This is a genomic window from Moorena sp. SIO3H5, assembly GCF_010692395.1.
Classification (GTDB): Bacteria; Cyanobacteriota; Cyanobacteriia; order Cyanobacteriales; family Coleofasciculaceae; genus Moorena.
Map to the genome: position 1 here is coordinate 1 of NZ_JAAHHS010000192.1, position 14,135 is coordinate 14,135.

At 43.7% G+C, this 14,135-nt stretch carries 11 protein-coding genes, 1 tRNA gene and 1 pseudogene; 1 reads left to right on the forward strand and 12 read right to left on the reverse strand.

The features are described from left to right. The 8 genes and pseudogenes from plsY to F6K52_RS20125 form a co-directional block, all read right to left on the reverse strand. Positions 1-639: glycerol-3-phosphate 1-O-acyltransferase PlsY (plsY, locus tag F6K52_RS20090; protein ID WP_293081521.1), on the reverse strand; the 639-nt coding region annotated here is incomplete at its 3' end. Positions 640-860: 221 nt separating this feature from the next. Further along, positions 861-2,102: a DUF3086 domain-containing protein gene (locus F6K52_RS20095; RefSeq protein ID WP_293081524.1), complete on the reverse strand. Its 1,242-nt coding sequence runs from the start codon at positions 2,100-2,102 to the stop codon at positions 861-863. 69 nt (positions 2,103-2,171) lie between these two features. Continuing rightward, a complete protein-coding gene (locus F6K52_RS20100; RefSeq protein ID WP_293081527.1) occupies positions 2,172-2,609 on the reverse strand; it encodes a DUF3119 family protein in 438 nt (145 codons plus the stop codon). 198 nt (positions 2,610-2,807) lie between these two features. Further along, positions 2,808-2,894 (reverse strand) — tRNA-Ser (locus F6K52_RS20105). Between the two features lie 119 nt (positions 2,895-3,013). Further along, positions 3,014-5,374 carry a ComEC/Rec2 family competence protein gene (locus tag F6K52_RS20110; protein ID WP_293081530.1) on the reverse strand — a complete coding sequence of 787 codons (2,361 nt, stop codon included), beginning with the start codon at positions 5,372-5,374 and terminating at the stop codon, positions 3,014-3,016. Continuing rightward, positions 5,374-5,853: a DUF4079 domain-containing protein gene (locus F6K52_RS20115; RefSeq protein ID WP_293081534.1), complete on the reverse strand. Its 480-nt coding sequence runs from the start codon at positions 5,851-5,853 to the stop codon at positions 5,374-5,376. Before F6K52_RS20115 ends, F6K52_RS20110 begins: the two co-directional genes overlap by 1 nt. Before the next feature lie 529 nt (positions 5,854-6,382). Beyond that, positions 6,383-7,276 carry a hypothetical protein gene (locus F6K52_RS20120; protein ID WP_293081537.1) on the reverse strand — a complete coding sequence of 298 codons (894 nt, stop codon included), beginning with the start codon at positions 7,274-7,276 and terminating at the stop codon, positions 6,383-6,385. Between the two features lie 341 nt (positions 7,277-7,617). Beyond that, positions 7,618-7,680, reverse strand: a pseudogene (locus tag F6K52_RS20125) (IS200/IS605 family transposase); the annotation flags it as partial. Positions 7,681-7,768: 88 nt separating this feature from the next. On the opposite strand from F6K52_RS20125, the gene F6K52_RS20130 reads away from it, so the two are divergent. After that, complete coding sequence (locus F6K52_RS20130; protein ID WP_293081540.1) at positions 7,769-8,623, forward strand: SGNH/GDSL hydrolase family protein; 855 nt, start codon at positions 7,769-7,771, stop codon at positions 8,621-8,623. A 114-nt stretch (positions 8,624-8,737) separates the two neighbouring features. Here F6K52_RS20130 and F6K52_RS20135 read toward each other — a convergent pair whose 3' ends face one another. The 4 genes from F6K52_RS20135 to F6K52_RS20150 all read right to left on the reverse strand — a co-directional run bounded on the left by F6K52_RS20135 (position 8,738) and on the right by F6K52_RS20150 (position 13,265). Then, positions 8,738-10,123 (reverse strand): DUF2330 domain-containing protein, encoded by a 1,386-nt coding sequence (locus F6K52_RS20135; protein ID WP_293081543.1) that lies wholly within the window; start codon positions 10,121-10,123, stop codon positions 8,738-8,740. Positions 10,124-10,163: 40 nt separating this feature from the next. Next, on the reverse strand, positions 10,164-11,162 hold the full coding sequence (locus F6K52_RS20140; RefSeq protein WP_293081546.1) for an RnfABCDGE type electron transport complex subunit D: 999 nt from the start codon (positions 11,160-11,162) through the stop codon (positions 10,164-10,166). Positions 11,163-11,535: 373 nt separating this feature from the next. Further along, positions 11,536-12,447, reverse strand: coding sequence for an alpha/beta hydrolase (locus F6K52_RS20145; RefSeq protein ID WP_293081549.1), 912 nt, complete (start codon positions 12,445-12,447; stop codon positions 11,536-11,538). A 92-nt stretch (positions 12,448-12,539) separates the two neighbouring features. Then, a complete protein-coding gene (locus F6K52_RS20150) occupies positions 12,540-13,265 on the reverse strand; it encodes a hypothetical protein (protein ID WP_293081551.1) in 726 nt (241 codons plus the stop codon). Positions 13,266-14,135 lie beyond the last annotated feature (870 nt).

Below are 14,135 nucleotides of genomic sequence, written 5' to 3' on the forward strand. Positions count from 1 at the left end.
CTCACCATGTCTTGGCCTGTAGGGTTCGGTACCTGTAACTAGACGCTGGATGTTACTGCGGTGACGGATGATGACATATATGCCAGCAGCAATACCAAATAACTCATAGGCAAGAGGAGCTTTGGTAAGGTACATCAGTAGGGAAACAGCGATCGCACCAGCAATGGAACTGAGAGAGACAATACGAGAAATTGCCAAGACTACTGCAAATACACCTAAGGTTCCTAACCCTACAGGCCAAGACATGGTGAAGATAACACCTATACTGGTCGCAACAGATTTACCTCCGGTGAAGTTTAGCCAAATGGATTTACTATGACCAAAGATAGCAGCAAACGCAGCTAATGCCACTAACCAGGGTTGCCAGGTTAGTGGCAGTAGGGAAACTTCTGTCAGGGTATAAAAGCCATTGACTAGACTAATAGCCGCTACTCCTTTCAAGGCATCAATCAGTAATACCACAACTGCTGGTCCTTTGCCCACAGTTCTCAATATATTGGTGGCACCGGTTGATCCAGAGCCATGCTCGCGAATATCAATATCTTTAAGCCAGCGTCCTGCTAGGTAACCAGTAGGCAGGGAACCTAATAAATAGGCTGATATTACTAGTAGCCCACTCCAAGTTAAGTTAAGTACCATTGGTGTCATGTTGAAAATTTTCACAAGATCCGGCAATAATTACCCTATCACCACCGCGACGGGTAGCTCGGCTGTAACATTGCTGATTCTCTTGATGTAAAGTGCAAGTGGGGGAAACCCCAGTCGGGCCAACTACATCGATTTTTCAGTTCGCTGAACCTCGGGAGTGGCAGCAGTTTCGCGCCTGTTTTGCTAAAATTAAAGCCAGTAAAATCAGTAATTCAATAATCGTCATAGGTATACATCTGCCGAGGATCAGGTGCAAAAGCCAACCATAGGGGAAATTGCAATAATGAGAGACTGATCTTATCTTCGGTTTCGTCAACAATGATTAAGGCTAACTGATCCCGCTTGATCAGTCGTTCCGCTTTTTGAACCAGGGCTATTGGATCTTCAAATAGAACAACTCCCCGTTCTGGACCAAAATCACTGCGGGAGATTCCGAGACAGTCCTGTAATCCTCTACGCCATTCTCCCAGTCGTTCTGGGGTGTTGGCCAGCACAAGAGTAATTAGGCGACTGTCATACAGTGTCCGCAACACGGATATAACCGCTGAGGCAATTAAAACATTTTGTAAGCGGCTGCCCATAGTTTGCAGCGCACCACGACCACCTTGGGAAAAAAACCACTGAGAAACTTTTTCAGCGTGAATTGGCTCAAAGGTACGACGCAGTTGCCAGGGAGGACCGTAATAATCTGGCATTTTGCGATATTGATCCAACAGCTGACGAATCTGTCGGACTTCGTCTTTAAATGCTTGTTCGGCAAATTGTGGGTTGCCTCTGGTCGGGGGTGGTGGGGTTTCTTCTAATTCTGACCGTGGTGCTTCTCTTGGCGGCTGGGAGAGTTCCAGTTGTTCTGCAGCAGCAGCTAGGTCTTGTAAGGAGCCAACCAAATAATCTTTAAAGCCTTGAACCCGAATCGCTAGCTCTTGAGATACACCTGCAAAACTGGTCCGCATTTCTTCACGAATGCGTTCCCGGCGGCGTTCTAGTTGCTCAATAGAAATTTGCAACTTTTGCTTGCGTTGCTCCAGTTCGGTCAGACCTTCAAGTACCATCCGCTCTACAACTGCTTGGGTGGTTCCCAATTCCTTTGAAACCAGTGACTGTTCATGGTTTTGCAGAGTGGTAATTCTCTGTCTCAACTCCTGTTCTTTTTGCTCAAGTTCAGCCACAGTTTGAGCTAAGCTAGCCATTTTTTTGGCTTGATCTGAAGACTGGCCTAGTTGAATTTCACTAACTTTATCCTCATTAAGCGGCTCATTCGACTGTGTTGGTTTAGCTTTGTCATGGTCTGATAGGGTCAGAGAAATGGGGGGAAGGTCGGGAGCTTCAGAGTTATCTCTAGGAGTAGCCCTATCCTGATCTGGCAAATTTGACTCCTGTGAATTATCTAATCCCTTAACTGCTTGCTTGTTATCTTGCTCTTTTTCTGGGTTTTGTGGGTCTTCGGAATTCATTTAAACTGGTTTATTAATAACTTATTCACTAACTACCTAACCTCTACTCTATACTTTGAGGGAAGTCAGTTATCCTTTAGGGAAGCGTTCTTCTAGGCAAGTTCGTAGCAGCTTTGGGTCAAATATAATTGGTAGAAAGTGAATGCTTTTGACTTCTGAAAAATAAAACAAAATCGGTACTGATGTCCAGAATATTTCCCAATTTTGCCATTCCTGATAAGGAAAACTCCGGATCAGGGTCTCGGAGCGATAAATATCCAAGGCGGTTTCAGTAAATTGCAGGCGTATAGTTATGGCTTGAAACAACAAGAAGAAGCCCAACAACGCGACCCCTAAACTCACCCAGGGTTGTATGAGCAATATTGTCACTGCAGCAATAATCAACACTATAGGCAGTTTGTAGCTTGGGGAGAGTTCAACTACAGGTGCGCTTTCCGTTGGCGAATTAAATTCGCCACGGGTCGCACCTTTTAATGTCGATTTTGGAGAATAATCAGCAGAAGTCACTTGGCTTAAATCCCGAGCTGATAAAGATGAATGAATATATGAATATAATTTAATTCTAAGCCTATATTCCCAACTTCTTCGATCTTTCCAACTTCTTCGATGGGATTCTATCGGATGACAGTTACCTGATCTTACCTACTACCAGTATCTAGCACATGCCTGAGTGAGATTGACAAAAAATTGATTTAAATTTCTGTACGGAGAGGGGGGGATTCGAACCCCCGATGGCTTTGACACCATAACAGATTTCGAGTCTGCCACCTTAAACCACTCGGACACCCCTCCATGATTTAGTCAAACCGCACCCCAGACTTCATCTGAAATTTGAACACAAAACCCTGGAATTTGTCAACCCTGCTGTTGAAAACTCAGGCATTGCTAGGTGGTCAATGATGGAATCACTATCAAGGAATATCAATGTCTATCTCAATATCTTCAACAGTAGTCTTAAAACCACCATCCGGTGTCCACTGGATAGCACCATCACGGCCTGTCCAATAGAGGGTCATCTTAGCATTGCGCATTAGCTTCGCCGTGTAGGAATCCACGACATTGGATGATGCGATCGCAATTTTCGGTTGCAGGGCATCTAGGAATTCTGGCCTCAGACTTTTTCCCGACCACCAAAGTACTTGTAGCTCAGGGAACGTGATGGTTTTGGCTAACTGTTTTTGGAAGCCTGGTTTGAGGTCTCCTAAGAGTAACCAATTTTGGTCAATGATGCGCATCAGCAACACTGGTGGTTCAGTGTTGACTAATTCTATTGATGTAGAGCCAAAAGAGAGTATTTCCCCCACTGGAATTGGTTGGTAGTTACCCTCCCTAGAGGCTACTGCACTAGCGATAGAGTTACGGGTGACAATATCGTTCCAATTTTGACCCTGAGACAATGGTCGTTGTAAATCAGTGTTATCGTAGAATGTCTCGATCGCTAAACTACCTAAAACCTGAACCCAACCACTTCTGAGTTGGGGCTGCTTGTCGAGAGCAACTGCCCAATTAATATCATTGATACCTTGCTTTTGCAGAAAAGGCAGCACTGTAAACCTGACTGTATCAGGGTTGCCACTATTGAGCAACGTTACTTGTCCCTGGTCTTGAATCACTAAAATTTGGTTATTTCCTGTAGCTAGCACTGTAACTTGAAACAATTTTGACGCTTGTTGCCATTGGGGCAACACCACCACAGTGACAGCAACTAGACTAATCAGCCACCAACGAGGATGTAACCATTTAATCAAGCAAGCTAAAGCAATTAGCCCGTAGAGGAATAACAGTTGCCCTAGGGAAATTTTGCTCACTGCTACAGAACTGCCTGGCAACTGATTGAAAAATTGCACTAGTCCGATCAGTCCATGGGTTGGGTAATACAGTAACCAAGCCAGCCCACTTCCTGCTGTTGGCCAAATTAGTCCTGCCAAGGCGCTGACAATTCCACCCAACGTGATAAGAGAAATTAGGGGTGTAGCAATAACACTAAGTGGTATAGAGTAGGTGGCAACAACTTGAAAAACATAAAGTTGTAGGGGCAGAGTCCAAACTGCTGCTGCAATTGGCACAGCAATTAGGGATGCGATCGCAGGTGGCAACCAATCCAAACGTTGGATAATCCCTGGTGCAGTGACTAGTAATCCTAGGGTGGCCAGAAAACTTAGCTGAAATCCCACATCCCAGATCCACAAGGGATTAAATAGGAGTAAAAGTGTTGCTGCTAACAAGAGTGACCCTAAAGGCTTAACTTTCCGTGCCGTCACTAAAGCAATTAGGGCACCCACCCCCATCAGAGCCGCCCGCATTACCGATGGCTGGAGTCCGGTTAATGCTACGTAAATTAACAGTACACTCAAGGTAATACTGAACTGCTTGCCCTTGCTTAACCCTCTAGTAAGGGCTAAGACAAAACCCAACAGCAAAGAGACATGGAATCCAGATGCTGCTAAGGTATAGGCTAACCCAGCCTGAATAAATTGATCGCGGATATCGTAGGGCAAATCAACAGCACGACGCCCTAAAACCATTGAACTGACTAACGGACCTGTGGGAGAGCCTAAAAAGCGAACTTGGGAACGGATAATACGTTGTCGCAGTTTCCACCATCCCCAGGGTTTACCAATAGTTTCCTCATCAAAGTTTATTTGACGCCCACTCAAACCAGCAAAAGCCCCTTGACGGGCAAGATAGGCTCCAAAATCAAAGGCTCCGGGATTAGTAACTGGCTTGGGTTTATATAAGACCCCAGTTACGCTAATTATCTGACCTGGATATATCCCAGTTCCTTGAAGTAATGGCACCGTCACATACAACTTGCCTGTCACGCCTTGACTGACCGCTCCCCCATCTTCGCGACTTTCAATTTCAGTTAACTGAGTAGTTTGTAACCAAAGTTGTGTACGCTGAGTTCGGGTCAGCCGAGGCATACTCTCCACTTTGCCTTCAACCTTAAACACTTGCTCTGGAGCAATGCTATTGGTTGAGGGGACATATTCGCTAATGTCATTCAGTTCTGGTTGTGGTACCCGCAATTGAAAATAGACCACCGCCAAGGCAGAGATTAGTCCTGCTGCTACCCATAATCTTGGTTTTGGTCCTGTGCGCCAGAACCTGGGGAATGCGATCGCAGCCACTATCCCTGTGACAACCAATCCTGTTACCAAAGCTCTGTACTCTTGCCAGGGAATCTCACCAGTCGGTAAGTTGAGAATCCCTGTAGAAACTAAGCCCAGAATATAAGCAAGACTTATTACTGTACCACTGGCAGGCTTCATCAGATGGATAAACCTAGCTTTAAGCCCAAAACGACATGAAGCAATAGCAGGCAAAGTGCTGTACTTCCTAAGTAGGCATGAACGGTACGCACCAATGCTTTGTTTCCGCCAAAGCCAGTCAAGGCAATCACCCCATTAGCAGCCAGCAAAATCACTACGATGGATCCTGTCCAAAAGTGGGGGCTTTCTAGAATTGGCTGATACTGCATTACCAGAGACAAAACCCCACCGGTGTAGCCACCTGCCATAAAAATGAACATCCAGGGTGCTATTTTTCGATGATCACTGCGACTCTGTAGAGCTATTTCAGGATCAGATACTACTCGGCCACGCCATCCTGCTATGCCCACAAAGCTACCCATAACCAATACCACAATTCCCATCATCAATGGGTGTCCCCAATGCACCACTGGCTCAGGAAGCCCTAAAATCCTAAATTGGTTAGCGATTGGTTCTAAGAGCTGACTGAAATTTCCCACCGGTTTAAAACTATCCTCTCAATTAAGGTTGACCTAGCTTAGGTAACCCTCTTTGTAGCATATTCAGAATTTGATTGGGCAACAAACTCTCAGGATGCCCAGATAGGAATGTTTAGATTCCTTGACACTGCTCTAAAACTAGGAAACAGAAAATTCAAACACTCGCAGCTCAACGTGAACAAACGATCAAACCAGATCTATAGAAGACTGGCTGGATAGATCCTTTGCCTGTCCCTGCTTAAAAGGAGACGCAGGGCTTTAGCCCCCAGGGCAAAGCCATCTAAATTTTTTTGATAAATGACTAAGACTATGGATCGAATACTTGAAAGTACACCGCTAAGGGGATCTCCGAGAGATCCCCATTTGTTAGAGGGCGATGCGGAATATCCGACACTACGGGAACGCTTACTAGCTGATTAGTGAAAATAAATTAATCACCCACATTCCGCACCCCACCACTGTCACTATTGTTTTTGATTAGGATTACCCTGGCCAATTTAAAACTGGTATCTATCAAAATTAGTATTTACTATTTTTTTTCTGTCGCTAATGTAGCTTTATAGTTTTTTTGAGCAATGCCTTTACTATAAACAAGCCAGGTAAAGATGACTAATCCAGCTTCGGTTCCTACTAAATCGTGGAGGATATGAAATAGAGCATTAAAAGTCACTTGTGGGTCAGTATAGGGATTCCCTCCAAACTTATCTAGAAGAAACACAAAGGTTAAATTGACTCCAACGGAGAAAATGGGGAAAAGAATAATTTTCCAATCTTGGAGTATTTTATAGCCTCGATAGGTCAACACAACCAAAACTAGAGTAAGTGCAATATAGATAGGAATCTTAAAATTATCGTTACCGGCTTGATAACCTAAAGGGTACAAAATTGAAACAACTAACAGACTGATGGCAAACACAATGTTAATTAAATTGGTGATTATAGTAGTCTTTTCCACTAACCCATCCGCCCATAGCGCAAATGCTGAAATCAAGAAAAAATAAAACATGAAATTCAGCATCGTAAAATCGTTTTGATAATACCAGCATTGGGTGACGTGCCAACCAATTTCTGAAGCGATCGCCACCATCACAAAAGCTAGCCCCAGTTGGGAAGCAAAAATACTTCTTGATGGCAGTCCTAAATTTTTTAAACTGTTGTAAAAAATTTTCATCGCCAGAGGTATTAGGGCAAAAACTAGCACGTGAGTAATAATTAATCCCAGTTTCCAACCATCGACTATACAAGTTCTAGAAGGGTCTGTCGGCGATTCTGCGATTCCGGGCAATGTGGCGAGAATATAGCCAAATCCAGCTAAACCGATTAAGAAGCAGAGAGCAGTAAACCCTAAGTGGCTAGTAAAAATCTTGCCATCGTTATTTTCTTCAAGAGCTTGCTGAGATTTAGTAAATTGCTTTGAAGACATTCAAAAGCTCCTTAAGCTCATATACTACTTAAAAAAAATTACCAAAATCGCCGGAGAAAGAGTCTCCCCACATCCCGACTTATATTATAGTAGTAATTATCTCAGAAAAACTATTCCTGGAATCGAATAGTTAAGATAAATTTTATTTTATTATTTATAAATGTTAAGTAACCCTCAACTTTATGATGATTGTGTTACATATCTTTGTTAATATATATATTGCTTTACAAGTGTGATGGGTAAATCCCCTGTATTTTAGTTGGGGAATATCAGCGAACAGATGGATTGATTCATCCGTGATGCGGGTCGTTAATGTACGCTAAAACTTTCTGAGTGCTAATCTAGCCAATGGTGTCAAACATCTACGAAGGTGTCCACAAACTTGGCAATCTCAACAGCTTTGGACATTATTGTGTAAGCAATAATGATATTCGTATAGCGGTTTGCTCATTGCTGTTACTATACCTCACGCTTACTAGGAAACACTATAGTATGAAGCAAAAATTCTCCCCAAAATTGACCTTAATCGCCGCTTATTGCATCAGCCTATTTGAGTTTTCTACCACCGCAGAGGCACTCACCATCGATCAATGGTCTCTAAAGATTATGCCTTTAGGAGACTCAAACACTCGTGGTAAAGCATTGGATCGAGCCGGATATCGAGATGACCTGTGGGCATTGTTTAAAGATAATGGCTATAAAGTAAATTTTGTGGGTAGCGCTACCTCAGAAAATCCCGAAATAGTTTTAGGACAGAACAACACATATGTGTTTGACAAAGACCATCAAGGGCATGGGGGATTTGCCATAGCTGGTGTTGGAGCATCCAATGCGTGGTCGGATTTAAACTCCGAAATAGAAAATTGGCTGAACCAGGCAAGACCGGAGATTATCTTATTAATGGCTGGCACAAACGACATACTTTTTCAGGATGAAAGCCCTGAAGATACAGTCAATGAAATGATTTTACTCATTGATAAAATTCTCGCTTGGTCAGATCAGGTATATTTGTTTGTCTCTTCAATTCCCTCCATTAACCCCTCTGGACTGCAGGATGCTACTCTCAAGACTCAGAAAGCTGATAAATACAATAACCTATTGGCACATTTGCTGACGGGAGAAAGTTATAAAAACAAGAACATTCGATTTGTTGATAACCGCAATCTATTCACCCCTGATCACATGCTTGAGGATGGTATTCACCTAACCCCAGAGGGTTACAAAAAGTTGGCTCAGGCTTGGTTCAAAATCATGATCGGCATTGGTACGAGGGAAGAGGAAGATGATAGTCCTATAGATGTTCCGGTTGAGATCGAGATATATGGTAGTTTGGATAAAAATCTGTAGCTGTTTAGACTAAAAAATCCCTTGCTACGATCGCTTCTGGTATGGTTTGCTCATTGCTGTTACTGTATCTTACGCTTACTAGGAAACCCTATAATAAGTAAAGATTTCTATGGTTTACCAAAGATGTCTCCACCAAGGAATAGGCTTAACATCAGGAAAATCGATTTTATTGCGGATTTCATCAATATCCCATCCAGTCAACTCAGCTAAGGTTTTAGCTTCCTGTTGCAATCGTCGATTTAAGGATTGTTGATAGTCAACTCCTGCGCTACAGTTCATCTTCCCAGTAAAGGGATGACGAAGGATATATCGTCCCTGAAACAATTCACGATTGGAAGTTTCCTGGAACATCAAATCTTCTGGGAAGGTATCACGGCTATAGCGAACATGGAGGCGAGTGATATAAACATTATTAGATCTTCGTGAAACATTATTAGATCTTCCTGAGTTTAGCCAAAAGACACCTGATTTTCGGAGCTCTTCCCGATCGAGGGGGTTAGCTGAACATGGGTCACAACTAGCCATATCCCAAGCATATTCAAGAAAAGCTACTTTTTTCCCTTTACCCTCGTAAGCAGTTTGGAACATAGCAGTGTAGAAATCACCAAACTCGTTTTTGACAAATACCGGAATTTCAGTATTAGAAGGAATCTTTACCGTGCGGTAGTTTGTAATTTCAGCTTGACCTCGGGGTGATAACACATAGACAATCAGGTCTTGCTCACCTGTAGCATTCATCATCCCTAAGCGAATGGGCAGCATAAATCGGGGAGACTCGTAAGCCATCTGGAGGGGTCGCAACCGTTGGTAGGCAGTTTTGTCAAATTCTTCCAGATTCACATTGGGGTCAAATTCGTGCAGATTCACATTGGGGTCAAATTTGTCGAGATTCACTTTGGCAACGAAAAATTTCATATCGGCGCGGATGTAGGGTCGCAATAGCCGATTTGCTCCCCGTGGAATTTTGTAACCGTTGCGTCTGAGCCAGGTTTCTAAACCTCTAGAGTCCGTAGCACTGAGGATAAGAATGTTATATTCTCCAACTGAGAAGCGCTCCTCTACCGTGACACCTAAACTACGATCATAAGCATCCGGTCCCCTTGTGCCACCTGGACGACCTAGGTCTGCTGGCGCACTTTCGCGATACCTTCGGTTATCGGCACAGGGGTTTGGGTCAAAATATTCCACTAGTCGAGGAGCACTAAACTGATCGAGGCGTTCAATAATCTTAGGGTCACCTACATTCACCTGTTCTCGCTGAAGCACCACAGGAACTGGGACAACCATGGCAAAGTCTTTAACATCCCCTTGATAGTCATTTGCCATAGTTAAAACAGTGCGATCGCCATCCCGAGCAATTATCACTTGAGACGTCTGGTTATATAGTTTAGTATCAGCTTTGGCGACATAAAACCCACAAAAACCCCAGGCTTTTTGAGCCAAGCCTAAACTCACTAAAACCGTTATAAAAATAGTACTTATAACCCGAATTATTTTCATTTTTATTGATTTTTTTGTATTTAAATCAAGTTAATTAACGTCATGCAACAGAGTCACTATCATGCCAGGAAAATTTCGTAGATGACCAGATAAAATCTAAAAGTACGCTCAAAGGGGATAGGGCAAACAACGCCCAGAAAATAGCAGTAGGTATGAATAATTGATTGCGCAATATAAAAGTCAGTAACGCAATACACACCGCCCATAGCAATCGACTAATCCGTGCATTGGGGATTGAGCGAGGGTCGGTTAACATAAATAGAGCAAACAGTAACAAAGACCCACTCATCAACCGATGGCAAAATACATCCCAACTCCAGCCAAGCCAGAGATTTCTAATTCCTTCTAAAACGGCATAAGCACCCAAAAACGCTGCCGTTGTATCCCATCGTCCTACCCGTTTTAACACCATACTGCCAGTGCCAGCAAATAATAGACCATACCAACCATCATCCCCCCACTGTCCGGGAGAAACCCAAGCATCATTGGTTAGGATAAGAACAGCAATAATGCCGAAATTGGCTGGATTAAAAAAATGCTTGCCCTCAACTCGGAAAATAAATTTACTCAAAATTCCTAGGGAGCCAGCTAAAACCATAGTGCTATAGTTATCTGCTCGTAGCAGCAGGCTCAAGCTTAAGGCTGTAATCATAGCACTTTTTAGGGAAGGGGATTGGGGAGAACTTGAAAAACTAGCATCATTATCCTGGGGGCAATTTGGTTGTTTTATCAGCAGATTAAGACTTGTTTCTAAGGTTTGAGTTTTGCACCATTCAAGGATAGTTTTAAAATCGAGTTTGGGATTAAAGCCCAAAGGAAGGCCAAAGAAAGATCGGCCAAGGTCCCCAGAGTTTTTGATTACGGATCTGTGTTTGGGGTTTGACCAAAGAAATGCTGCTAAGCACTGAGTTAGTAGGCAGCTGACGATTACAACTAAAATCAAGTCTGGTCTTAGTGTCCAGTCCCGAGTGCTGATGCCCAAGACTAGGAAGATGGAGAGAAACAGAATTTGATTGTTTCGGGGGTCTTGTTGCCACATTATCTACCCATTCTGATCCGAGTGTTAAATTAATCAGGGCCCTGTATATGGATCAGGTTTAACACAACATAAGACGGTAACTCTACCAAGACTAATGCCAGAGCGATTAGCAAATGTTTCCCCGCTACTAACACCAGGCTAAGGAAGCGATCGCACCATACTTTCCAAAGTCCTTTACAAATACCTTGACAAATGCTATTAAGCTACTCTTTTTGAATGCTTCATCGGGCATGATATCAAGTATAATAGTGCTCAGTTAACAATTACTCATTATTCACTCCCCTCAATTATTCCATCAATCATTAATGGATAATTCTCTAGGTTAGAGATTCAGAAAATTTTCGTTATATGGCCAGATGATTGCCAATTGTAATTAACTGTAATTAGCCAAAATTTTACGAATTTGAGCATCAATAGTCTCTGGTTTCTCCACCATCGCCATATGTCCACATTCAGCAATTTCAATCACATTGTCCCCACAGGATTGAAAGAGACTGTGAAAACTAGCCAGATGACGCACATATTTTGGTTCCATTACCTTATCCTGAGTACCAGCAATGAAATAAACAGGTTGTTTGAGTCGAGAAACAACCTCAGGTAAGCGATGGACCTCGGCTTCTGTGGTAGTATCTAGTAACGTCCTCAGTGCAGCTTCCGCGTTAGCAGTAACAAAATCAATAACCCGTTGACGTCCCCATTTCCGGGCAATAGGACGCGCTACCTGAGCCCGGGTAAACAGTAAGTCCAGTAAAGGGACATAACACAACCAACGGGGACGGCGTTTTACCAACTGCTCACCAGCCAGCCGAAAGCGCTCAAATTCTTCTTTAAGATAAATTCCACCACCAGCATTAAGACAGATTACCCCTGCAATCCTCTGAGGCAGCAAATAGGCACCCCACAGAGCAATGCTACCCCCTAGGGAATGACCAATAACCCACGCCTGTTCGATTCCCAGTTTTTCTAACAAGATGCCCAAGTCCTGAGCATAGGCAGCTAAGCTATAGCGGTCAGTGGATGAAGTAGCAGTCTCAGGACTTGGTGATTCCGAGTCCCGGTTCGATGTTGAGCTTTGAGTGTTATGAATTTGGGACTGGGATTCACCGAATCCCCGCAGGTCATAGATCAGACACTGATACTGCTGTGACAACGTATAAATTAGAGGTTGCCAATAGCTACGGCTTAACAGCCAGCCGTGGATGAAAACCAGCACAGGGCAGGATGATTTAGTAGGAGGTGTTAATTCGTAAGTATGGGATATTCCTAGAATGTTAATGCTTGCCATACGTTGATCTTATCGAAGAATTAACAGGATAGGAAATTCGTCTGTGATTTTAATCACAACGGGTCGCACCTGTGCTTGTCACCTTTTGATGACTAAAAGACTTGACCTAGTAATCGCCTCCGAATGCTTTCAGCAATTTTTTGACCTAAATAATCGGGAATCAAGTTTCCGTTAGGGCCTAGTAGGTAAAGAATCAGCCTGGTTCGTCCCCGCCACACCAGCAAGTTGGCATTGACCACCAGTAAATCCTCTTGCCAGATGGCATACATAACTTTGTAAAATAATCCAGGTTGGTTATTTGCCTCAATTAATAACGCTGGTAGATGAAACACTGGGTCTACATAAAATTCTGTTTCTACCTGCTTCAAGCCAGCATCGAGATTAAATTCCACTGCCAGCATTTGTTCCACCTCAAAGCGCCCTGCCAAAGCCTCTCTAAGGGCACGGCAGACATTTTCTGAGGTTTTGTGGGTCAGCGCTTTTCGGTTACGAGACACCACTAGTTTCATAAACACCAACATTGGTGGACTAATTTGACCATAAAGACTGAGACTGTGGATAGTCAGTCCATAGGCAGTCAGAACGCCAAAAATGTCACTGAGCAGAAAAGACTCATTCCGGTAAGCAAAGTGCAGGACACTTTTTGAGCCTTCCGGTTTGATCTCAATTACAGCATGTTGGGTTTTATAGAGTCGGTAAGCAAGTTTGAGGTTGTGCAGTTGGATCTCACTACTAACAAACTGCTCATAGAACTTAGGAAACGCTCGGTTGAAGCGTTTCAGGATTTCTTGTTGGGATGATTTCCAACCCACAGTCATCGATAGGAGTAGGTGGCTATTCTTGTTTATCAAAAGGTGCGCGCCCGTTCGCGCCCCGCGTCAGGTTTGCCGAAAGGTGCGACCCAAGACCGCGAGGGGTTGCTTGTGGCCTTGGAGGCGCGACAATCGCGCGAATTTAATTCTTAATGGGTCAAGGGCACCTCAGCTTTTTGAGTTAACACAACCCGGTAAGCTTGTAGGGGGACTTACAAAAATACTGATAAAAGGGCCTTAAATGTATATATAGGTAGAGTTTAACATTGAGGTGCGCGCTCTTGGCCGCAAACAATCCCTCGCGGCCTTGGAGGCGCGCACCTTGATGTGCTTGATTTATTGATATATCTGGGTTTGAGCCCTTTTTGGCTATTTGGTGTATTTCCGAGGGTTTCGTCTGGGTTTGAGGCTTTTGTCTTGCTCAAAACTCTCTAAGTCCCCCTAAGCAACAACAAGTGCGGATCTGATTCATTTTTCACCAATTCTGCTGATTAGCCTAGTCTAACTAATCTTCCCTAACTTCCCCACCTTCGGTAGCTTGCCGACTTTCCTTGTTAGGTGCGCTCTTACCATTAAGAATTAAATTCGCCACGGTAAGAGCGCAGCTGTTGATGCAAAGCGGGAGTGGCGCATGGGTCTGTGTGCGGAACACCGCCATTGTCCTTTGGATACACTACGTGAATGCACCGCTGTTTGCCCCGTGGAAACCCCCGTCACGCGACTGCATCGGTTGTTGATTTAGATTCGTTCAAGGGCATCAAACAGCTGTGCCCCCTCCAACGCGAGCATCTTACCCAAGCGACTTCAATGAGCGCGACCGATGGAAATGCTAGGATAAGAATTTATATAGGAGGCTTAATTGTGGTATTATCATTT